Raw genomic sequence first — 20,139 nt, 5'->3', positions numbered from 1 at the left:
AAGCATTCGTGCTATGCAAATCGGCGCGCGCGTCGTGTGCTTATCAGACGTGCCCGTGCGGCGCGGCGCTCGCGGCATCGGTGTCGTCCGGCCCGGGCGCGATGCCCGTCTCGATGAAGCGCCGGCTGATGCGATGAAACCGCAGCGTCATCAATGCGGCGACGCTCGCGAGCCCGGCGGCGAGTCCCCACCACAGGCCCTTTGCGCCCAGTTCGAAGTGGAAGGCGAGCACATAGCCGGTCGGGAAACCGACGCCCCAGTAGCCGAACGCGGCAGCGAGCATCGGGATGCGCGTGTCCTTCAATCCGCGCAGGCAGCCGGAGCCGACCGTCTGCATGCCGTCGACGATCTGAAACACGGCCGCGACGCCGAGCAGCGACGCCGCGAGCGCGACGGTATGCGCGTTGGCGGGATCGTCGAGATGCAGATACAGGCCGACGATCGCGCGCGGCACGGTGATGAGCACGAGTCCCGAGCACATCATGAAGCCGACGCCGAGCGCGAGCGCGACGAAGCCCGCGTGCCGCGCCGCCACCGGCACGCCCGCGCCGACCCAGTAACCGACGCGCACGTTCGCCGCCTGGCCGATCGCGAGCGGCACCATGAACGCCACCGACGCGACGTTGAGCGCGATCTGATGCGCGGCGAGCGGCGCCTCGCCAAGGAGGCCGACCATCATGCCGGTGGCGAGAAAGAGCGTCGATTCGACGCCGTAGGTGATCGCGACGGGCCAGCCGAGGCCGAAGAGTTCGCCCATCAGCGGCAGGCGCGGGCGCGCGCGCACGACGAAGTGTCTGTAGCGCGGCCGCAGATGCAGCACCGCGACGAGCGCGATCGCGATGCCCCAGACGGTGATCGCGGTCGCTGCGGCCGAACCGAGAAAGCCTTCGCGCGGCAGGCCGTACGCGCCGTGAATCAGCCCGTAGTTGAGAAAGCCGTTGACGAAAACTCCGCCGATGGAAATCCACAGGAGCCGGCGCGCCGCGCCGATCGCGGGCAGAAACGCGCGCATCATCCCGACGCCGATGAGACTGCCAGGCGTCCCCCAGCGCAGCACCGCGCAATATTCACCGACGTTCTTCGCGAGCGTCGCCGGTTCGTGGAATGCAAGCAGGATCGGCTCGGCGTAGCTCAGCAGCACGAACGCTGGCACGGCGAGCAGGACGGAAAGCATGAGCCCCGTCCAGTAGATGCCGGGCACCCGATCGTCGGCATTCGCGCCGCGCGCATGCGCGACCGATACGGAAACCGACGTCAGCACGCCCTGCAGCAGCGTCACGACGACGAAAAAGAGATTCGCACCGAGACCGCCGGCGGCGAGCGCGTCGGGGCCAAGCGAGCCGAGCAGGATGGTGTCGGTGACGCCCATCGCCATCTGCGAGAGCTGGGCGATGGCGAGCGGCGCGGCGAGACGCGCCGTGTCGACGGCGTGCCGCGAGAGGCTCGGCGGTCCTTGATGCGCGCGCGCGGCGGGCGTGACTTGCGGTTGCATGGCTGATCGGATGGAAACAAAGGCGGCGCATCAGTCAATGCACTGAGCGTCGCGGACTGGAATGCGGAAGGGCAACAAGCGGAGCGCACTGCGAAACGTGCGCTGACGGGAAAACCGACGCTACAGACCCGGCGCTGAAACCAGAACGAAAGACGACTAGCTTATTGCCTCGCGTGCGGCCTGTCGATGACGTGATCGCTTATGAGCCGGATTTCTCAAGCGCGTGGCGCGTGCGCGCAAGCGGCGCGGTGCTACTCGGGCGCGCGCACGTGGATCGTCTGGCCGTCGAGCTTCACCTTCTGGCCCGCGCGGATCTTGCAGGTCTTGCGCAGCTCCACTTTGCCGTCGACGGTGACATCGCCCATCGCGACGCGCGCCTTCGCCGAGCCGCCGCTATCCGCGAGGCCCATCAGCTTGAGCAGATTGTGGAGTTCGACGTACTCGCTCGTGAGGGTGAATTGGAGTGGCGGCATGGGACGGGTGAAGCGGGAAAGGCCTCCATGATAAACCACGAACATGCGTGCGCCGGGCATGCGCCGTGCTGTGCCATCGCGGGACCGGTAATCGGAACGCAAGTGAACGGGTTGGCAAATGTAGCCAGATGAAACCTTCGGTAACAATGACTGGTTTTCGCGAACTTGCCCGATCGTCGCCCGGTCCGACCGTTTGATCGATGCAGCTTCGGTCATCTTTCCAATCGACAAAAGTCGCGCGGTTCGCTCGCCATGATCAGAGCCGCCGACGCCAACTAAAGAGAGGACTAGCTCATGACTCGCGCACGAATCCTTTTGATCGGCTCCGCCATCGCCACGCTCGCCGCTTCGGGCGCTTATGCTCAGACCGCGCCCCAAGCCGCCCCGATGCAGCCTCAGACCGTGCAGCCGATGCAGGCTGCGCCCACGCAGGCGCCCGGCCAGATCGGTAATGCGATGCCCGCACAGGCCCAGCAGCCGATGACGCCGCCGCAGCAGAACGTCGTCGCGCCGGCGCCGACCGATCCGCTGGTCCAGCGCCGCAACGCGAACGCGCAGGCGAACGCCGAGTATCGCGCGTCGAAGAAGGCGTCGAAGGCCGAGTTGAAGGCGCAGAACCAGCAGGCGAAGGCGCAGTACAAGGAAGAAGTGCAGAACGCGAAGATCAATCGCAAGGCGGACAAGGACGCCGCGAAGGCGGAACTGAACGCGACGGAGCCGGGCACGCCGAAGGACACGGGCCTGCAGCACTGAGCGTGACGCGCCGCGAGTCCGCGCGGTGCGGCTCGCGGCATCTACAAAAGGGAGGACATCATGAATCGAAAAATCAATGCGCTACTGGCGGCGCTGATTGCCGGAACGTTCGCGAGCGTGAGTGCGGCATCGTTCGCGCAGACGACGTCCGACGCACCGACCGCCGCCGATCAAAAGGCCGCGAAGGAACAGACGAAGGCCGACAAGAAGGCGGCCGTCGCACAAGCCAAGGCCGACAAGAAGAAGACGGAGGCGCAGTCCGACGCCAACGAAGCCGCCGCCGACGCGAAGCTGAAGAACGCGAAGAAGGCGGAGTAGTACGCGCTTTCCGTACCAATGCGAGCCCGATTCCCCGCGAACCGGGCTCGCTGCTTTTTGGGGCCAAAACTCCAGTCGAGCCAAAGGCTTGCGTGCGCGGGTTGTATGGATATACAGTGTGCGTCACTCATTTCCGCCCCCTTCTTCCACGTGCTCACGCTTCCCGACACCGCCGACGCCGCGTCCGATTCCACCGCGAAACAGGTCGCCGACTATCTCGCGAAGCTCAACGAGGCGCAGCGTGAAGCTGTCGAATTCGGCGTCGACGAACCGGGGCGCGCGGGCGGGCCGCTGCTCGTGATCGCCGGCGCGGGCTCGGGCAAGACCAACACGCTCGCGCATCGCGTCGCGCATCTGCTGGTGAAGGGCGCCGATCCGCATCGCATTCTGCTGCTCACATTTTCGCGCCGCGCGGCGCTCGAAATGACGCGGCGCGTCTCGCGCATCGCGATAAACGCGCTCGGCAAGAAAAGCGCCATCGCGCAGGGGCTGACGTGGTCGGGCACGTTTCACAGCGTCGGCGCGCGGCTGTTGCGCGATTACGCCGATCTCGTCGGACTCGCGCCGTCTTTTACGATCAACGATCGCGAAGACTCCGCCGATCTCATGAATCTGATGCGGCACGAGCTTGGCTTGTCGTCGAAGGAGAAGCGCTTTCCCGCGAAATCGACCTGCTTCGCGATCTACTCGCGCGTCGTGAACACGGGCGCGTCGCTCAGCCACGTGCTCGATCAGTCGTATCCATGGTGCCGTGAGTGGGAAGCCGATCTGAAGCGTCTGTTCGCGGCCTACGTCAGCGCGAAACAGGCGCAAAGCGTGCTCGATTACGACGACCTCCTGCTGTACTGGTCGCATCTCGCGGCCGAGCCATCGGTGGCGGCGGATCTCGCGAGCCGTTTCGATCACGTGCTCGTCGACGAATATCAGGACACCAACCGCCTGCAGGCGTCCATCCTGCTCGCGATGAAGCCGGACGGGCGCGGCCTGACCGTCGTCGGCGACGACGCGCAATCCATCTATTCGTTTCGCGGCGCGACCGTGCGCAACATCCTCGATTTTCCGGGCCATTTCGATCCGCCCGCGGCGACCGTCACGCTCGATCGCAACTATCGCTCGACGCTGCCGATTCTCGAGGCATCGAATGCGGTGATCGGGCTCGCGTCGGAGCGCTATACGAAGAACCTGTGGACCGACAAGGCCTCGGCGCAGAAGCCGCGCGTCGTCTCCGTCGCCGATGAAGCCGACCAGGCGCGCTATGTCGTCGAGAAAGTGCTCGAGGCGCGCGAGGCGGGCATGAAGCTCAAGGCGCAAGCCGTGCTGTTCCGCGCCGCGCATCACAGTGCGACGCTCGAAATCGAACTCACGCGGCGGAACATTCCCTTCGTGAAGTTCGGCGGACTCAAGTTTCTCGATTCGGTCCACGTGAAGGATGTGCTGGCGGTGCTGCGCTGGGCGGAGAATCCGCGCGACCGCGTCGCGGGCTTTCGGGTCGCGCAGTTGCTGCCGGGCATCGGTCCGGCGATCGCGGGGCGCTTGCTCGACAGCGTTGCGCAAGACGAGGCGCCGGGTGCGATTGCCAGGTTTCAGGCGCCCGCACGCGCCAGCGAAGACTGGCCGCGCTTCGTCGGGCTGATGGCAAAGCTCTGCGGCCGCGAATCTGGCTGGCCGGCGGAGTTCGAAATGATCCGCCGCTGGTATGAGCCGCATCTGGAGCGCAATCACGAGGACGCGGCGATCCGCATCGGCGACGTGCTGCAGATGGAAAGCATCGCGTCGACGTATCCCACGCGCGAGCGCTTTCTCACCGAGCTCACGCTCAATCCGCCCGACGCGACGAGCGACGAATCCGGCGTGCCGATGCTCGACGAAGACTATCTGATTCTCTCGACCATCCACTCGGCGAAGGGCCAGGAATGGCGCAACGTGTTCGTGCTGAACGGCGTGGACGGCTGCATTCCATCCGATCTGGGCACGGGCAGCGAAGAGGAAATCGACGAGGAGCGGCGCCTGCTCTACGTGGCGATGACACGTGCGAAGGAAGATTTGCACATCATCACGCCGCAGCGGTTCTACGTGCACAACCAGACGCATCTGGGCGACAGGCACGTCTGGGCGCAGCGCACGCGCTTCATCCCGCCGCATCTGATGCAGAACTTCGAAGCGGCCGCGTGGCCGCCGGTGATCGCACCCGCCGCGCCGACGGCGGCGGGGCTGGCGGCCGCCGCGAAGGCGAAAATCGATATCGCGGCGCGCCTGAAGGGAATGTGGGAGTAGGGCGAAGCGCGTTCAGCGCGGCGCGCGCGAGGTTCGCGGCGCGCGTGGCGATGGCGCGAAGATGCTGCGCAGCCAAGCGGCGAAGCGCGTGAAGCCGTCGTAAGGCTCTTCGATGAACAGCTCGGGCCGCAGCGAGCGCAGGTACTCCAGCACCTGCTGCGCTTCCTGCTTCTGAATCGACCCATAGAAAATGCCGAGCCGCAGCAGGCAGCGCAGTTCGCCGAGCTTCTCGCGCGCGGTCGAGCCGATGCTCGTCTCCACGGCAATTTTCGTTTCGTACACGCGCTGGCGCAGCGAATCGGCAAGACGGAAGGCGGGCGTCTGCATCTTTTCCTCGACTTCGCGAATGTCCGCCGCCGCCGATTTGATCTGTGCCGCGAGCATGTCCACCTGCGACACGTCGCCCTTCGCCTCGGTGACGATCGCCGTCGCCCATTCACGCGACGCCTTGATGAGATCCTCGGCGGTCCAGTCGGCGCGGATCGCGAACGCGAAGCCGTGCTCGGCCGCCTGACGGATCAGGATTTCGACGACATCGGGAAACTCCTTGTCGAGCGCGCGCTTGGCCCACGCGTACTGGCCGTGCGTGAGCATGCGCTGCACCGCCTGTTCGGTGAGCGGGGTGTCGTTGTCGAGCAGCTTTGCGCGCAGGAAGTCCTCGAACGTCGGCGTGACGAATTGCGGATCCAGCTTCAGCGACAGACGCGTGAACGCTTCGAAATCGCGATGCAGCGAAGCGATCGTCTCGTCGCGAAACGAAAGGGTGATTTGACGCATGTTGGTTCCCGGTTCCGCTTCCGATTGATTCGGAGGCGGGCAGTGCCTTCGGCTCCGCCTCTCGGGGCGGAGTCCATTCGTTTCTGATATCGGCGCGCTTTCCGGGAACTTGAGGATTTTTCGAGGCTTTTTGAAAGCCGTTTAGCGGCTGATTGACGGTTGAGCGGCGGAAAACGTTTAGCGCAGCACGGCGAACTGCCAGACGAAGAACACCGCCAGCGACACGGCAATCGTTAAAAGCGGCCGTTTGGTGAGCGCGCAGACGATGACCGCCACGATCGCCGCCACGAGCTGCGGATTACGCCAGGTGATCTCGGCCTCGTTGCCGTGCGGCGAGACGGTCATCGGCACGATGATCGCCGTGAGCACCGTCACCGGCACGAACGAAAGCGCGGTGCGCACGATCGGCGGAAACGGCAGGCGCTCGCCCAGCACAAACACGGCGCCGCGGATCGCATACGTAACCAGCGCCATGCCGAGGATCAACGTGATGTAGTTCATTGCGTGCGCTCCTTGGCGTTCTTCAGGCGATGCTTCGCGTGCGGCCGGTTTTCCATCAGCGTGAGCACCATGCCGACCGCGACGCCCACGAACACCGCCGCGAGCAGCCCGAGCTTGTATGGCCAGCCCTGCCACGCGAACGACAACACGCCCGATGCGAGCGCCGCCGCGACGAAACGCACGGCGACCAGTTGCGGCACGATGATCGCGATGAACGTCGCGACCATCGCGAAGTCGAGGCCGAGCGATTTCAGACCGGGAAACGCCGCGCCGAACACCAGGCCGACGAGTGTCCACAACTGCCAGTTCAGATACATCGAGACGCCGGAGCCGAAGAAGTAATGCGGGCCGGTTTCGCCCGGCGCGCGCTTCTGATAGTGCGCGTAGGCGACGGCGAAGACTTCGTCGGTCAGGAAGCCCGCGAGCGCCCAGCGCCAGCGCCGCGGAAGATGCGCGACATACGGCGCGAGTGTCGCCGAATAGAGGACGTGACGCAGATTGACGACGAGCGTCGTCGCCCAGACGACGGCGAAGCTCGCGTGAGACGCGATCAGGCCGACCGCGATGAACTGCGCGGACCCCGCGAACACCGCGAGCGACATCAACTGGCCATGCCAGAGCGTGAGCGGACTTGCGGTGACGAGCGTGCCGAAGATCACGCCGAAGGGCGCGGCGCCGATCATCATCGGAATGGTGTCGCGCGCGCCGGCCGCGAATTCGCGCAGCGCATGGCCGGACGTTTGTGTGGAACGTTGAGCGGGTGTTGCTTTCAAGATTTCCTCCTATGGAAGCGAGGATACGCAAGACGCCGCTCGACATGCTTGTACGTTCTTGCGCTTTCCTGGCTGGCCGGAAGCTCAGCGCCAGCGGCCGGGCGGCACGCCGAAGGTGCGCTTGAAATGGCGCGTGAAATGACTCTGGTCGGTGAAGCCGCTCGCCGCTGCGACTTCGGTCACGGAGGCGCCCGCGCGCAACGCCGGCAACGCCCGCACGATACGCAACTGGTTGCGCCATGCGTGCGGCGCAAGACCGGTTTCGCGCGTGAAGAGACGCGCCGCGTGAAAGGTCGAGAGGCCGACCGTCTGCGCGAGTTCGGCGAGCGTGACCGGTTCGAGCAGATCGTCGGCGAGGCGGGATTTCATCGTCGTGACGCGATGCGCGTCGGCGGCGGGCGGCGCGATGGCCGGGCGCTCGCGGGCGTGGCGGCCGAGCAGCGTCGTCACGGCATCGACGAGCGCGAGTTCCGCGGCGAGCGGATCCGCGCCGGTTTCCAGCAGGCGATGCGCGACGACCAGGCGCCGCGCGAGATCGGGATCGCGGATGATGTCGTCGGAGAACCAGGGCGCCGATTCATGCCGCCCGGACATAGCCCGCGCGAGGCCTTCGACGAACGGCACCGGCAGATAGAACACCCGATAGCGCCAGCCGGCATCGACGGCCCGCGCGCCGGTATGCACTTCGCCGGGATTGATCACCGGCACCGAGCCGGCTTCGGCGACGTGATGCGTGCCGCGATAGTCGTAGCATTCCGCGCCGGCTTCGATGACGGGCACCGTGTAGGCGTCGTGCCAGTGCGGCGAGAATTCGTGATCGTAGTATTCGGCGGTCACCATGTCCGCGTCCGGCACGAGCGGAGATCGCCAGTAGCGTGCGGCATTGCGGAAATGGTCGGCGTTCATCGTTCGGGATTGCTGGGGCAGGCGGAATCGCTCAGTTTACAACCTTGCTTTCCGCCCGGCCGGACAGTTGCGCATCACTTCACCGGTATGGTCGTGCCCTCGGGCACCGGTACGGCCGTCACGCTGTTCTTCGGGCTGCCGGTCGCGATGCGGTCGCTATATGTCAGATAGACGAGCGTGTTGCGCTTCGCGTCGACGATGCGCACCACGTGCAGCGTCTTGAAGATGAAGGACATGCCGGCCGAGAAGACATCGGTTTTCTGCTTGAGCGGCTGGGCGAACCTGATCGGCCCGACCTGGCGGCAGGCGATCGATGCTTCGGTCGGATCTTCCGCGATGCCGAGCGTGCCCTTCACGCCGCCCGTGCGGGCGCGGGACACATAACAGGTCACGCCCTGAACGAGCGGATCGTCATAAGCCTCGACGCTCACGCGGTCCGAGCCGGTGAAACGGAAATTGGTGTTGACGCTCGCGATTTCCTCCGCGTGCGCGAGGCCCGCGCCGCAGAGAGTGGCGAGCGATGCGGCGAGCGCAACGACGGAGCGTTTCATCGTCATCCTTCGGAAAAGAGAAAGGGCGTCGTATTGTATCGACGCCCTTGGCTCTTCAATGCATATCGCGCTTGCATGCGGTCAATGAAAGATCAGATACAGGATCACCAGCACCACGACCGGTACGCCGAGCAACCATCCGAGTAGGTAAGGCATGTCGTTCTCCTTCGCATGTCGTTAATGACGATTCCAGTATCGCGAGGAAGGCCGGCGCACGTTAGCGGTGCATGTCCTATATACGTGTAGGTGCTGTCCTATCAGGACTTTCTCGATGCTTACAGATTCGTAAGGCGATTCGCTCAGGCGACGTGATTGCGTTTCGCCGCGAAGCCCGCGTAAAGCGTGCGCACGTAATCGAGATGCGCGCCCGCGCACTCGCGCGCCCGCGCCGGATCGCGTGCGACGATCGCATCGAAAATCGCGCGATGCTGCGTCATCAGGTTCGCTTCGACTTCGTCGTCGTAATCGACGAGGCGGTGCGAGGTCAGCATCGATTCGCGGACCAGTTCGTTGAGACCGTGCATCACGTGCGTCAGCGCCACGTTGTGCGTCGCATCGGCGATTGCGAGATGGAAGGCGGCGTCCTTTTCCGCGATGCGCGTGCTTTTGTCGGCGACGGCGGTCTGAAGCGCGTCGAACGCGGCAGCGATGCGCGCGATATCAGCGTCGGTGGCGCGCTCGGCGGCATAAGCGGTGGACAGCGTTTCGAGGCCGTGGCGCAGTTCCAGCACGTCGGCGCTCGCGTTCGGTTGCTGCTCGAGCAGCGCCGCGAGCGGATGCGACACGAGGGGCGCCGTCACGTCAGACACGACGAAGCCGCCGCGTCCCGCCGCGCGAATGAAGCCGTCCGATTCCAGCCGGATCAGCGCCTCGCGCAGCGACGGTCGTGAGACGTTCAACTGCTCCGCCAGATCGCGCTCCGCGGGCAGGCGCTGGCCGGGCAGGAGCGTACCGTTCGAGATCAGTTCGCGAATCTGGCCGGACACGACATCGGAGAGGCGCACACGGGCGTACGAATGCGTATGGACGGGCTGAAAACTCATCGTTGGATGTTTATGCCGGATGAAAGCTGGAGGAAGTCCGAGTTTGACACGAAAGAGGCATCTCATTAAAGTCTTGGTCAGACCAAGCTTACCAAAACGATTGTCCAACCCACGATCGGACCTCATGAAAGTTGCCCTGTTCGTCCCCTGTTTCATCGACGCGTTCTACCCGCAAGTCGGCATCGCCACGCTGGAACTGCTCGAGCGGCTCGGCGTGGACGTCGACTATCCGCCGGATCAGACGTGCTGCGGTCAGCCGATGGCCAATAGCGGCGCACACAAGGACGCCGCGGGCGCCGAGCGCGTCTTCGCGCGCAATTTCGCCGACTACGACTATGTGGTCGGGCCGTCGGCGAGCTGCGTGCATCATGTCCGCGAACATTTCACCGCGATCGAGCAGACGAGCGCGGTCGAAAAGGTTCGTCGCAACACGTACGAGCTCGTCGAATTCCTGCATGACGTGCTGAAGGTGCGCGAGTTTCCGTGGGCCGAGTTTCCGCACAAGGTCGGGCTGCACAACAGTTGCAGCGCGGTGCGGCATCTGCTTGAGACATCGAACTCGGAAGTCGCGGGCACGCCGTTTTCGAAGCCGCGCGCGCTGCTCGAAGGCGTGAAAGGCATCGAGTTCGTCACGCTCGCGCGTCCCGATGAATGCTGCGGGTTCGGCGGCACGTTCTCGGTCACCGAAGAGGCCGTGTCCGTGCGCATGGGTCAGGACAAGGTGCGCGATCACATCGGGGCGGGCGCGGAGTACATCGTTTCGGGCGACATGTCGTGTCTCATGCATCAGCAAGGCTGCGCGGAGCGCATGAAAGCCGATGCCAAATTCATTCATATCGCGCAGGTTCTGAACGGAGTCCGCGCATGAGCAAAACCGTTCGCATCGATCACGCGAAGGCGGCGGGCGCGTTCCTGCAAAAGCCGGATCACGTCGCGTTCCACGACAAGCGTCTGTGGGATTTGCGCAGCAAGCGCGACGCGCAGGCGCACGGCATCCCCGAATGGGAGACGATGCGCGATCTCGCGTCGCAGATCAAAGAGCACACGCTTTCCAATCTCGCCGATTACATCGCGCAGTTCGTCGATCAGGCCGGGAAGAACGGCGTCGTCGTGCATTTCGCGGCCGATGCGCAGGAGCACAACGAACTCGTCCACAAGCTGATGAGCGAGCGCGGCATGACCTCGCTCGTCAAGAGCAAGTCGATGCTCACCGACGAGTGCTACATGCGCGACTATCTCGAGCCGCGCGGCATCACGGTAATGGAAACCGATCTCGGCGAGCGTATCCAGCAGCTCGATCATCAGGACCCGAGCCATATGGTCGTGCCGGCGGTGCACAAGCTGCGCGCGGATGTGGCCGAGCTATTCGGCAAGACCATCGGCACCGATCCGAAGAACAGCGACATTCACTATCTCGCCGAAAGCCAGCGCATGAACACGCGGCCGTACTTCGTGCGCGAGAAGACGGCGGGCATGACCGGCTGCAACTTCGCGGTGGCGGAAACGGGCACCGTCGTCGTGTGCACGAACGAAGGCAACGCGGATTTGTCGGCGAACGTGCCGCCGCTGCATATCGCGTCGATCGGCATCGAGAAGATCATTCCGACGATCGCCGATCTCGGCGTGTTCGTGCGCATGCTGTCGCGCAGCGCGCTGGGTTCGCCGATCACCCAATACACGTCGCACTTTCGAGAGCCTCGTCCGGGCACGGAGATGCACTTCATCCTCGTCGACAACGGCCGCTCCGAGCGGCTCGCGATGAACGATTTCTGGTATTCGCTCAAATGCATCCGCTGCGGCGCGTGCATGAATACGTGTCCGGTGTATCGGCGCAGCGGCGGGCTTTCTTATGGCGGAACGTACTCCGGGCCGATCGGCGCGATCATCAATCCGACTCACGATCTGAAGCGCTATAGCGCGCTCCCGTTCGCCTCGACGATGAACGGCAGTTGCACCAACGTCTGCCCGGTGAAGGTGAATATTCATGAGCAGATCTACAAGTGGCGCGAGGTGATCGCGGAGAAACACGAAGTGCCATTCGTCAAGCAGGAAGTCCTGAAGATGGCGGGGCGCCTGCTCGCGAGTCCGACGCTCTATCGCGCGACGGTCGCATCGCTCGGCGGCGCGCTGAAGCGCCTGCCCAACTTCGTGCTCTACAACCCGCTCAACATCTGGGGACGTCAGCGCGATCTGCCCGAAGCGCCCGCCGAGACTTTTCATGAGTGGTACAAGAAGAACCGGAAGCTCGAAAAATGACGACTCGCGAAGCTTTTTTGTCGAAGATCCGCGCGGCGCAGCCTGCATCACGTCCGCGTCCCGATGTGCCGATTTTTCCGGCACCCGAAGGCGATCTCAAGGCGCGTTTCACGGCGGCGCTGACCGCGATGGGCGGCACGTGCGTCGACGCCGCCGAGTTGGGCGATGTGACTGCGCTGATCGCGTCTCGCTTTCCGAATGCGAAGGTGATCGCGTCGGCGGTGCCGGGCATCGACGGCACGCGACCGCTGTCGCCCGATACGCTGCCCGCGTCGCTCCAGGATGTCGATGTGGGCGTCGTGAGAGGGCGCTTCGGCGTCGCCGAAACAGGCTCGGTGTGGTTCAGCGAGCAAGAGTATGTCGTGAACTCGATCGGCTATCTTTCGCAGCATCTCGTCGTGCTGCTCGATCCCGCGCTGCTCGTCGAAGGCTTGCAGCAGGTGTATCGACGGCCCGATTTCAAATCGGCGCGCTATGCGGTGCTCGTCACGGGACCGTCGGCGACGGCGGATATCGAAGGCGTGCTGATTCGCGGCGCACAAGGCGTGCGCTCGCTGACCGTCGTGTGGCTTGCATGAAGCGTCAGCGCTTCCAGAAGTTCGCGACGGCGATCCCGCCGAAGGCCAGCCATTTCACGAGGTAATAGACGGTCCGGTTCCACGCTTTCAATCGCTTGGCCGACGAGCCGGATCGAATACAAATACTTGAACGCGCGGTTCAATCCGCCGGTGTGGTCGCTGACCTCGTTTCAAATAGAAGCGCCGCCAGCCGCGCCGGAAAAATGAATTGAAGCCAATATCGTTGTATTTGGCGGCCGCCTGGATCTTGCTCGCGTCGAGCAGTGCGATGGCCTCGGCGCGTATCGCTTTCCAATGCGCCCTGATCGGGCGAGTTCGGGAAAGAACGTGGATTGCAGGTAGTGCGACGACGGCACGCGCGAGATCAGATAGATGAAGCCGTTTAGCGCCGACATGAACGTCGAATGATCTGAAAGCTGTCGGAAGAACCCGTGCCGGACCTTGCAGCGCCCGTGTATGTAAGCCGCACAAGCAATAAAGATCGCCAACACCAGCCAGCGCATTTATTGCTCCTTCGCGCACAAACGGCTACACAAATCCTGCCTGGACGGGAGGCTGGCGTTGGGCGCGCGAAAGGCGGGGCCAAAAAGCAAAAAGCCCAGTTGCGTGACTGGGCTTTTTGGCTGAAGCGCTTGGCTCCCCGACCTGGGCTCGAACCAGGGACCTACGGATTAACAGTCCGGCGCTCTACCGACTGAGCTATCGGGGAACAACTTAAACATCTGCAACTGAGATAAAAAACCCAGCCGATTGACTGGGTTTTTTTGAAACCGACTTGCTGGAGTATTTGGCTCCCCGACCTGGGCTCGAACCAGGGACCTACGGATTAACAGTCCGGCGCTCTACCGACTGAGCTATCGGGGAACATCTACAGCAGAGAAGCGAAAGTATAGGGGGCCAAGATTATCGTGTCAACGCCCAATCTTCACTCAATAACCAATTTTTTCAATTGGATCGAAACATTCGCTCTGGCGCGCGAATCAACGCTCGAGCAGATTCAGCTTGTCCTTGACGTCCTTGAACTCGTCCGCCTCGGGAAGCGATCCCTTCGTCTTGGTAATGCTCGGCCAGTTACGCGCCAGTTCAGCGTTCAGTTCTGTGAAGTGCTGCTGGTCCCCGGGCACGTCTTCTTCGGCGTAGATCGCGTTCACCGGGCACTCGGCCACGCACACGGCGCAGTCGATGCACTCGTCCGGATCGATCGCGAGAAAGTTGGGACCTTCGCGGAAGCAATCCACCGGGCACACGTCCACGCAATCGGTGTACTTGCACTTGATGCAGCTTTCGGTCACAACGTGAGTCATTCGGGCTCCTGCATGCGGAATTCGTGGGGGCCGCGCCTTGGGCGGCTACATGGGCCGGGCGGTGCGCGTGCCGAAACGCATATTGTAGCGTAACGGTAAAAACGGGCGCGAGCCGTACGCAGCGCCCTTTATATCGATTCGTGATGTATGTATGCGCCGCTTCGTAAAAGGACCGAGCACTGGCATGCCGTTGCGCGCATTCGGGTAACATGGCCCCAAAGGCACAAGGCCTGGCGTCGGCAGAAGGCCGTGCGCATGGCCAACCCGCGTGGATGTTCCATCAGAACCATGATCATCAATTCGCTGCTCGATACCGACCTCTACAAGTTCACGATGATGCAGGTCGTCCTGCATCACTTTCCCGCCGCGCATGTCGAATATCGCTTTCGCTGCCGCACGCCGAATGTGGATCTCGTGCCGTACATCGACGAGATTCGCGATGAAGTGCGCCAGCTCTGCAATCTGCGCTTCAAGGAAGAGGAACTGGATTATCTGCGGCGCATGCGCTTCATCAAAAGCGACTTCATCGATTTCCTCGCGCTCTTTCATCTGAACGAGAAGTCCATTCGCATCGCGCCGTCGCCGAAGAACAATGGCGAGATCGACATCGAGATCGAAGGGCCCTGGCTGCACACGATTCTCTTCGAAATTCCGGTGCTCGCGATCGTCAACGAGGTCTACTTCCGCAACACGCAGCGTAAGCCCGAGTACGAAACCGGCCGCGAGCGTCTGCGCGACAAAATCAAGCTGCTCGCCACGCCGCCTGAATATTCCGATTGCAAGATCGCCGATTACGGCACGCGCCGCCGCTTCTCGGGACAGTGGCACGAGGAAGTCGTGCTGACGTTGAAGGACAAGCTCGGCGCGCAGTTCGCCGGCACGAGCAACTGCTTCTATGCGATGAAGCACGGCCTGCGTCCCTTGGGCACGATGGCGCACGAATACTTGCAGGCGTGTCAGGCGCTGGGTCCGCGTCTGCGCGACTCGCAGATTTTCGGCTTCGAGATGTGGGCGAAGGAATATCGCGGCGATCTCGGCATCGCGCTGTCGGATGTCTACGGCATGAAGGCGTTCCTGCGTGACTTCGACATGTACTTCTGCAAGCTGTTCGACGGCGCGCGTCACGATTCGGGCGATCCCTTCGACTGGGGCGAGCGTCTTCTCAGGCATTACGAGGAGAACCGCTGCGACCCGCGCACCAAGGTGCTCGTGTTCTCCGACGCGCTCGACATCCCCAAGGTGCTGCAACTCTACGAGCGGTTCCGCGGGCGCTGCCAGCTCGCCTTCGGCGTCGGTACGAATCTCACCAACGATCTCGGCTATCAGCCGCTGCAGATCGTCATCAAGATGGTCCGCTGCAACGGCCAGCCGGTCGCCAAGCTGTCGGATTCGCCCGGCAAGAACATGTGCGACGACAAGGCGTATCTCGCCTATCTGCGTCAGGTGTTCGGCATTGCGCAGCCGGTGGGCGAAGACTGACGGCGCCGCATTCGTGCATTCGGCCTATGCCGTTCGGCCGAGGTTCGTGCGCGAATGTCGCTCGCTATAATTCGAACGCGTCGTCGATCAGTCCGGCGCGCACGAATCTCAAGCACGCCAGACAGAGGACGGCACCATGGATACATCGGCCGCGCGCCGCAATATTCTCATGCGCATTCGCAGCGCGCAGCGCCGTCGCGGCACGCCTACGGAAGCCGAGCGCGAGGCGGCGCAGGAGTATGTCGAGCGGCATCCTGCGGGTCCGCGTCCTCCGCTGCCTCAGAACCGTGACGAGCTGATCGCGCGCTTCAGGCTCGAAGCCGAGCGTCTTTCCACGACGGTCGCCAACGTCGAATCGCTCGCGGATGCGCCCGCCGAGGCCGCGCGCTATCTGCAATCGCTGAATCTTCCCGTCGATGTCGTCGCGTGGCCCGCGCTAGGCGCTCTGCCTTGGGCGCAAGCGGGCATTCAAGCGGCGCTGCGCAAGCCAGCCGACGCCGATCTCGTCGGCATCACCGGCTGTTTTTGCGCAACGGCCGAAACCGGTTCGCTCGTGCTGCTTTCGGGCGCCGATACCCCCGCATCGGGCGCGCTTCTGCCTCAGACGCATATCGCGATCGTGCCGGCGTCGCGCATCGTGGCGGCGCACGAAGACGCGTTCGCGTTGATGCGCGCCGAAAGGGGCGAGTTGCCGCGGGCAGTGAACTTCGTGTCGGGGCCGTCGCGCACGGGGGATATCGAACAGACCATCGTGCTCGGTGCGCATGGGCCGTATCGCGTGCATGTGATCATCGTGCGCGGAGCCTGATCCGATGCGGCATTTTCTTTCCGGCGCGGTCTGCGCCGGGCTGGCGTTGACCGCGGCGCCAGCCTTCGCGGCAGCGCCCGATGGCGCAACGCTTCCTGCAACGTGGGGCATCCCGTTCATCGGCATCCTGCTTTCCATCGCGGTGTTTCCGCTTGTCGCACCGAAACTCTGGCATCACCACTTCGGCAAGATCGCGGCCGCGTGGACCGTCGCGTTTCTCGCGCCGTTCGCGCTCGCCTTCGGTCCCGGCACGGCGGGGAGCGTACTGGTTCACGCCCTGCTCGAAGAATACGTGCCGTTCATCGTCCTGCTGGCGTCGCTTTATACGGTGGCGGGCGGCATCTGCGTGCGCGGCAATCTGCACGGCTCGGCGCGTCTCAATACCGGGCTGCTCGCGCTCGGCGCCGCGCTTGCGAGCATCATGGGCACGACCGGCGCGGCCATGCTGCTGATCCGCCCGCTCTTGCGCGCGAACGACAATCGCAAGCACGTCGTGCATGTCGTCGTGTTCTTCATTTTTCTCGTCGCGAATGCGGGCGGCTCGCTCACGCCGCTCGGCGATCCGCCGCTCTTCCTCGGCTTTCTGAACGGCGTCGGCTTCTTCTGGACGACAGTGCATCTCGCGCTGCCGATGCTCTTCGTCTGCGGCGTGCTGCTCGTCGTGTTCCATGTGCTCGACAGCTACTACTGGCGCCGGCACGACGCGCGGCCTGCGTTTCTGGATCCGACGCCCGATACCCCGCCGCTCGGCATCGACGGCAAAGTCAACTTCGCGCTGCTCGCGGTGATCGTTGCGCTCGTGTTGATGAGCGGCTTATGGAAACCCGGCATCGCGTTCGACGTGTTCGGCACCGAAGTGAAATTGCAAAATCTCGTGCGCGACGTGCTGCTCATGGCCGTACTGCTGGCCTCGCTCGCGCTCACGCCCAAGCGCGCGCGCGCGGGCAACGCATTCGACTGGGCGCCCATCGAGGAGGTCGCGAAGCTGTTCGCGGCCATCTTCATCACGATCGCGCCCGTCATCACGATCCTGCGCGCGGGCGAGGCGGGCGCATTCGCGGGCATCGTGCACGCGGTGTCGGATGCGCACGGCAAGCCGATCGACATCGCCTATTTCTGGGCGACGGGGCTGCTGTCCTCGTTTCTCGACAACGCGCCGACCTACCTCGTGTTCTTCAATCTCGCGGGTGGTGACGCACGCACGCTCATGACCACCGACGCCACCACGCTCGCCGCCATCTCCGCGGGCGCTGTCTTCATGGGTGCGAACACGTATATCGGCAACGCGCCGAATTTCATGGTGAAGGCGATCGCCGAATCGCGCGGCGTGCGCATGCCGAGTTTCTTCGGCTATATCGCATGGTCGGGCGCGGTCCTCCTGCCGATTTTTGCCGTTCTGGGTTGGCTATTTTTCTAGGAGCAATCGATGAAGAAGGTACTTGTCGCGCGTCCCACCTTTCCTGATGTGATCGAGCGCCTGAAACAGTATTTCGATGTCGACGTGAACCTCGGCGACGTGCTCCCGCAGGAAGAGTTTGCGCGCCGTATTGCCGACAAGGACGGCGCATTCACCGCGGGCGAATGGGTGGGCGAGAAGGAACTGGCGGGTGCACCGAACCTGAAAGTCGTCTCGAACATGGCGGTCGGCTACAACAATTTCGACATGAAGGCGTTCGACGCGCACAAGGTTCTCGGCACCAATACACCGAACGTGCTGAACGAGACCACCGCCGATTTCGGCTGGGCGCTGATGATGGCGGCTGCCCGCCGTGTCACCGAATCCGAGCACTATCTGCGCGCGGGCAAGTGGCAGAAGTGGTCGTTCGACTCGTTTCTCGGCGCCGATGTGTACGGATCGACGCTCGGCGTGATCGGCATGGGACGGATCGGCCAGGCGCTCGCGCGGCGGGCGCGCGGCTTCGACATGCGCGTGATCTATCACAACCGTTCGCGCGTCGCGCCCGACATCGAGGCGCAGCTGAACGCCGAATATGCGTCGAAGGAAGACCTGCTCAGGCGCGCAGATCATGTCGTACTTGTCTTGCCGTACACGAAGGAGAGCCATCACACGATCGGTGCGGCCGAGCTCGCGCTGATGAAGCCCACGGCGACCCTCACGAATATCGCGCGCGGCGGCATCGTCGACGATGCGGCGTTGATCGTCGCATTGCGCGACAAGCGCATCGCGGCGGCGGGCATCGACGTGTTCGAGGGAGAGCCGGACTTCAACCCGGATTTCCTGCTGCTCGATAACGTGGTGCTCACGCCGCACATCGCGAGCGCGACCGAGGGCACGCGCCGCGCGATGGCCAATCTCGCGGCGGACAATCTCATTGCCGCGCTCGGCGAAGGGCCGCAAGCCGGAAATCCGCCCAACCCGATCAATCCGGACGTGCTGAAGAAATGACGGAATTGTTGTATGGCGCTGTCGCTTCGCTGGCGATCGCGCTGGTCGTGTCGCTCATCGCGCTCATCGTCGCGATGCGGCGTAATTCCAATGCGCACATTTACGATGAGTTCGAGGCGCTCACCGATCGTGTAAACGATATGGGCGAGGCGCATGCGCGCGCGCAAGAACGGCTCGAACGTGGTCTGCGAGGCGACATTGCCGAGAGCGCGCGCGTGTCGCGTATGGAATCGCAAAGCGGCTTCACGCAATTCCATCAGACGCTCGCGACGCAACTGGCGAGCACGTCGAGCGTGCAGAACGCGCAGTTCGACGCGCTCGCGCAGCAACTCGCGCAACAAAGCCAGCAGGCGCGCGAGGATCAGGGCAACGCGCTGAAGCGCTTCGCCGATTCGATGTCGCTGCATCTCTCGCAGCTATCGGAGGCAAACGAGCGGCGACTCGGCGAAGTGCGTGCGACCCTCGAAGCGCGTCTGAAGGACATCGAGGCCAACAACGCGACGAAGCTCGACGAGATGCGCCGAACGGTCGACGAAAAGCTGCACGCAACGCTCGAACAGCGCCTCGGCGAATCGTTCAAGCTCGTGTCGGACAGGCTGGAGCAGGTGCATCGCGGCCTCGGCGAAATGCAGACGCTCGCCGCCGGTGTCGGGGATCTCAAGAAGGTGCTCACCAACGTCAAGACGCGCGGCATCTGGGGCGAAGTGCAGCTCGAATCGCTGCTGGAGCAATTGCTGACGCCGGACCAGTACGCGAAGAACGTCGCGACGATTCCGACGAGCAACGAGCGCGTCGAGTTCGCGATCAGACTGCCGGGCCGTCACGATGCGCCTGGCGCCCCGGGCGATGCCGCGACGCCCGTGTGGTTGCCCATCGACGCGAAGTTTCCCCGTGAGGATTACGAGCGTCTGATCGACGCGCAGGAACGGGCGGACCTGGCCGGCGTCGAGGACGCGTCGCGCGCGCTCGAAGGCCGTTTGCGCGCGGAAGCGAAGTCGATCGCGCAAAAGTACGTCGCGCCGCCGCACACCACGGACTTCGCGCTGCTCTTTTTGCCGACCGAAGGACTCTACGCTGAAGTGTTGCGGCGCCCGGGCCTGAGCGATTCGCTGCAGCGCGATTATCGGGTGACCATCGCTGGACCGACTACGTTGACCGCGCTTCTCAATAGTTTGCAGATGGGATTTCGCACGCTCGCCATCGAGAAGCGTTCGAGCGAAGTGTGGCAGGTGCTCGGGGCGGTGAAGACGGAATTCGGCAAGTTCGGCGAAGTGCTGGCAAGAACGAAGTCGCAACTCGAAACCGTCACGCGCTCGATCGAAGCGGCGCAGACGCGCACACGGCAGATGGGCAAGCGCCTGCGCGATGTCGAGGCGTTGCCGGGAGAACAGGCGGCGGGGCTGTTGGGTGATGCGTCATCGCCCGAAAGCGACGACGACATGTGAC

General features: G+C 63.7%; 20 protein-coding genes, 2 tRNA genes and 1 pseudogene. 11 read left to right on the top strand and 12 right to left on the bottom strand.

Going from position 1 to position 20,139, the window contains the following annotated elements; translation table 11 throughout:
- Window positions 1-43 precede the first annotated feature (43 nt).
- A complete protein-coding gene (locus NCR38_RS09630; RefSeq protein WP_250476906.1) occupies window positions 44-1,492 on the bottom strand; it encodes an MATE family efflux transporter in 1,449 nt (482 codons plus the stop codon).
- 251 nt (window positions 1,493-1,743) lie between these two features.
- On the bottom strand, window positions 1,744-1,965 hold the full coding sequence (locus NCR38_RS09625; protein WP_061120511.1) for an RNA-binding S4 domain-containing protein: 222 nt from the start codon (window positions 1,963-1,965) through the stop codon (window positions 1,744-1,746).
- Window positions 1,966-2,259: 294 nt separating this feature from the next.
- On the opposite strand from NCR38_RS09625, the gene NCR38_RS09620 reads away from it, so the two are divergent.
- The 3 genes from NCR38_RS09620 (at window position 2,260) to NCR38_RS09610 (ending at window position 5,310) form a co-directional block, all read left to right on the top strand.
- Window positions 2,260-2,718: a hypothetical protein gene (locus tag NCR38_RS09620; RefSeq protein ID WP_250476905.1), complete on the top strand. Its 459-nt coding sequence runs from the start codon at window positions 2,260-2,262 to the stop codon at window positions 2,716-2,718.
- A gap of 60 nt (window positions 2,719-2,778) precedes the next feature.
- A complete protein-coding gene (locus tag NCR38_RS09615; protein WP_061120513.1) occupies window positions 2,779-3,036 on the top strand; it encodes a hypothetical protein in 258 nt (85 codons plus the stop codon).
- Window positions 3,037-3,186: 150 nt separating this feature from the next.
- Complete coding sequence (locus tag NCR38_RS09610) at window positions 3,187-5,310, top strand: ATP-dependent helicase (protein ID WP_409241426.1); 2,124 nt, start codon at window positions 3,187-3,189, stop codon at window positions 5,308-5,310.
- Between the two features lie 12 nt (window positions 5,311-5,322).
- On the opposite strand, the gene NCR38_RS09605 is transcribed toward NCR38_RS09610, so the two are convergent.
- The 6 genes from NCR38_RS09605 to NCR38_RS09580 form a co-directional block, all read right to left on the bottom strand.
- Window positions 5,323-6,087 (bottom strand): DUF4088 family protein, encoded by a 765-nt coding sequence (locus NCR38_RS09605; protein ID WP_061120515.1) that lies wholly within the window; start codon window positions 6,085-6,087, stop codon window positions 5,323-5,325.
- 177 nt (window positions 6,088-6,264) lie between these two features.
- Entirely contained in the window at window positions 6,265-6,588 is a 324-nt protein-coding gene (locus NCR38_RS09600; RefSeq protein WP_250476903.1) for an AzlD domain-containing protein, read from the bottom strand.
- Entirely contained in the window at window positions 6,585-7,274 is a 690-nt protein-coding gene (locus NCR38_RS09595) for an AzlC family ABC transporter permease (RefSeq protein WP_250476925.1), read from the bottom strand. The genes NCR38_RS09600 and NCR38_RS09595 overlap by 4 nt, the downstream gene beginning before the upstream one ends.
- Before the next feature lie 171 nt (window positions 7,275-7,445).
- Window positions 7,446-8,267 (bottom strand): AraC family transcriptional regulator, encoded by an 822-nt coding sequence (locus NCR38_RS09590; protein ID WP_250476902.1) that lies wholly within the window; start codon window positions 8,265-8,267, stop codon window positions 7,446-7,448.
- A gap of 74 nt (window positions 8,268-8,341) precedes the next feature.
- Window positions 8,342-8,818, bottom strand: coding sequence for a CreA family protein (locus NCR38_RS09585; RefSeq protein WP_250476901.1), 477 nt, complete (start codon window positions 8,816-8,818; stop codon window positions 8,342-8,344).
- A gap of 299 nt (window positions 8,819-9,117) precedes the next feature.
- Window positions 9,118-9,861, bottom strand: coding sequence for a FadR/GntR family transcriptional regulator (locus NCR38_RS09580; protein WP_250476900.1), 744 nt, complete (start codon window positions 9,859-9,861; stop codon window positions 9,118-9,120).
- Window positions 9,862-9,985: 124 nt separating this feature from the next.
- On the opposite strand from NCR38_RS09580, the gene NCR38_RS09575 reads away from it, so the two are divergent.
- Genes NCR38_RS09575 through NCR38_RS09565 form a run of 3 tightly spaced genes read left to right on the top strand, consistent with a single transcriptional unit; the run spans window position 9,986 to window position 12,695 of the window.
- A complete protein-coding gene (locus NCR38_RS09575) occupies window positions 9,986-10,729 on the top strand; it encodes a (Fe-S)-binding protein (RefSeq protein WP_250476899.1) in 744 nt (247 codons plus the stop codon).
- Window positions 10,726-12,117, top strand: coding sequence for a lactate utilization protein B (locus NCR38_RS09570; RefSeq protein ID WP_250476898.1), 1,392 nt, complete (start codon window positions 10,726-10,728; stop codon window positions 12,115-12,117). Before NCR38_RS09575 ends, NCR38_RS09570 begins: the two co-directional genes overlap by 4 nt.
- Window positions 12,114-12,695 (top strand): LUD domain-containing protein, encoded by a 582-nt coding sequence (locus tag NCR38_RS09565; RefSeq protein ID WP_061120522.1) that lies wholly within the window; start codon window positions 12,114-12,116, stop codon window positions 12,693-12,695. The genes NCR38_RS09570 and NCR38_RS09565 overlap by 4 nt, the downstream gene beginning before the upstream one ends.
- A 4-nt stretch (window positions 12,696-12,699) precedes the next feature.
- Here NCR38_RS09565 and NCR38_RS09560 read toward each other — a convergent pair.
- The 4 genes and pseudogenes from NCR38_RS09560 to fdxA form a co-directional block, all read right to left on the bottom strand.
- Window positions 12,700-13,198 (bottom strand): annotated as a pseudogene (locus NCR38_RS09560) (hypothetical protein).
- A gap of 130 nt (window positions 13,199-13,328) precedes the next feature.
- Window positions 13,329-13,404: transfer RNA gene (locus tag NCR38_RS09555), tRNA-Asn, on the bottom strand.
- Window positions 13,405-13,483: 79 nt separating this feature from the next.
- Window positions 13,484-13,559: transfer RNA gene (locus NCR38_RS09550), tRNA-Asn, on the bottom strand.
- Window positions 13,560-13,675: 116 nt separating this feature from the next.
- A complete protein-coding gene (gene fdxA, locus NCR38_RS09545) occupies window positions 13,676-13,999 on the bottom strand; it encodes a ferredoxin FdxA (RefSeq protein WP_061120523.1) in 324 nt (107 codons plus the stop codon).
- A 288-nt stretch (window positions 14,000-14,287) separates the two neighbouring features.
- Here fdxA and pncB point away from each other — a divergent pair, with 288 nt between their 5' ends.
- The 5 genes from pncB to NCR38_RS09520 all read left to right on the top strand — a co-directional run bounded on the left by pncB (window position 14,288) and on the right by NCR38_RS09520 (window position 20,138).
- Entirely contained in the window at window positions 14,288-15,478 is a 1,191-nt protein-coding gene (gene pncB / locus NCR38_RS09540) for a nicotinate phosphoribosyltransferase (protein WP_250476924.1), read from the top strand.
- Between the two features lie 136 nt (window positions 15,479-15,614).
- Window positions 15,615-16,286 (top strand): lactate utilization protein C, encoded by a 672-nt coding sequence (locus NCR38_RS09535; RefSeq protein ID WP_061120525.1) that lies wholly within the window; start codon window positions 15,615-15,617, stop codon window positions 16,284-16,286.
- Between the two features lie 4 nt (window positions 16,287-16,290).
- Window positions 16,291-17,703, top strand: a complete 1,413-nt coding sequence (locus tag NCR38_RS09530) for a sodium:proton antiporter (RefSeq protein ID WP_061120526.1) — start codon at window positions 16,291-16,293, stop codon at window positions 17,701-17,703.
- A gap of 9 nt (window positions 17,704-17,712) precedes the next feature.
- Complete coding sequence (locus NCR38_RS09525) at window positions 17,713-18,693, top strand: D-glycerate dehydrogenase (RefSeq protein WP_250476897.1); 981 nt, start codon at window positions 17,713-17,715, stop codon at window positions 18,691-18,693.
- The gene (locus tag NCR38_RS09520; RefSeq protein ID WP_061120528.1) at window positions 18,690-20,138 is read left to right on the top strand and encodes a DNA recombination protein RmuC; all 1,449 of its coding nucleotides are present in this window, start codon (window positions 18,690-18,692) and stop codon (window positions 20,136-20,138) included. Before NCR38_RS09525 ends, NCR38_RS09520 begins: the two co-directional genes overlap by 4 nt.
- The last annotated feature ends 1 nt before the right edge of the window (window position 20,139 follow it).

Source organism: Caballeronia sp. INML1 (assembly GCF_023631085.1).
Classification (GTDB): Bacteria; Pseudomonadota; Gammaproteobacteria; order Burkholderiales; family Burkholderiaceae; genus Caballeronia; species Caballeronia turbans.
This window is presented reverse-complemented; position numbering and strand designations above follow the sequence as displayed.

What these genes read in the sequence shown, in the direction of transcription:
- NCR38_RS09530 (WP_061120526.1), top strand. Translation starts at nt 16,291, where the DNA reads ATGCGGCATTTTCTTTCCGGCGCGGTCTGCGCCGGGCTGGCGTTGACC.
- NCR38_RS09605 (WP_061120515.1), bottom strand. Translation starts at nt 6,087, where the DNA reads ATGCGTCAAATCACCCTTTCGTTTCGCGACGAGACGATCGCTTCGCTG.
- NCR38_RS09620 (WP_250476905.1), top strand. Translation starts at nt 2,260, where the DNA reads ATGACTCGCGCACGAATCCTTTTGATCGGCTCCGCCATCGCCACGCTC.
- NCR38_RS09600 (WP_250476903.1), bottom strand. Translation starts at nt 6,588, where the DNA reads ATGAACTACATCACGTTGATCCTCGGCATGGCGCTGGTTACGTATGCG.
- NCR38_RS09580 (WP_250476900.1), bottom strand. Translation starts at nt 9,861, where the DNA reads ATGAGTTTTCAGCCCGTCCATACGCATTCGTACGCCCGTGTGCGCCTC.
- NCR38_RS09535 (WP_061120525.1), top strand. Translation starts at nt 15,615, where the DNA reads ATGGATACATCGGCCGCGCGCCGCAATATTCTCATGCGCATTCGCAGC.
- NCR38_RS09630 (WP_250476906.1), bottom strand. Translation starts at nt 1,492, where the DNA reads ATGCAACCGCAAGTCACGCCCGCCGCGCGCGCGCATCAAGGACCGCCG.
- NCR38_RS09565 (WP_061120522.1), top strand. Translation starts at nt 12,114, where the DNA reads ATGACGACTCGCGAAGCTTTTTTGTCGAAGATCCGCGCGGCGCAGCCT.
- NCR38_RS09590 (WP_250476902.1), bottom strand. Translation starts at nt 8,267, where the DNA reads ATGAACGCCGACCATTTCCGCAATGCCGCACGCTACTGGCGATCTCCG.
- fdxA (WP_061120523.1), bottom strand. Translation starts at nt 13,999, where the DNA reads ATGACTCACGTTGTGACCGAAAGCTGCATCAAGTGCAAGTACACCGAT.
- NCR38_RS09575 (WP_250476899.1), top strand. Translation starts at nt 9,986, where the DNA reads ATGAAAGTTGCCCTGTTCGTCCCCTGTTTCATCGACGCGTTCTACCCG.
- NCR38_RS09615 (WP_061120513.1), top strand. Translation starts at nt 2,779, where the DNA reads ATGAATCGAAAAATCAATGCGCTACTGGCGGCGCTGATTGCCGGAACG.
- NCR38_RS09625 (WP_061120511.1), bottom strand. Translation starts at nt 1,965, where the DNA reads ATGCCGCCACTCCAATTCACCCTCACGAGCGAGTACGTCGAACTCCAC.
- NCR38_RS09595 (WP_250476925.1), bottom strand. Translation starts at nt 7,274, where the DNA reads ATGATGATCGGCGCCGCGCCCTTCGGCGTGATCTTCGGCACGCTCGTC.
- NCR38_RS09570 (WP_250476898.1), top strand. Translation starts at nt 10,726, where the DNA reads ATGAGCAAAACCGTTCGCATCGATCACGCGAAGGCGGCGGGCGCGTTC.
- NCR38_RS09585 (WP_250476901.1), bottom strand. Translation starts at nt 8,818, where the DNA reads ATGAAACGCTCCGTCGTTGCGCTCGCCGCATCGCTCGCCACTCTCTGC.
- NCR38_RS09525 (WP_250476897.1), top strand. Translation starts at nt 17,713, where the DNA reads ATGAAGAAGGTACTTGTCGCGCGTCCCACCTTTCCTGATGTGATCGAG.
- NCR38_RS09520 (WP_061120528.1), top strand. Translation starts at nt 18,690, where the DNA reads ATGACGGAATTGTTGTATGGCGCTGTCGCTTCGCTGGCGATCGCGCTG.
- pncB (WP_250476924.1), top strand. Translation starts at nt 14,288, where the DNA reads ATGATCATCAATTCGCTGCTCGATACCGACCTCTACAAGTTCACGATG.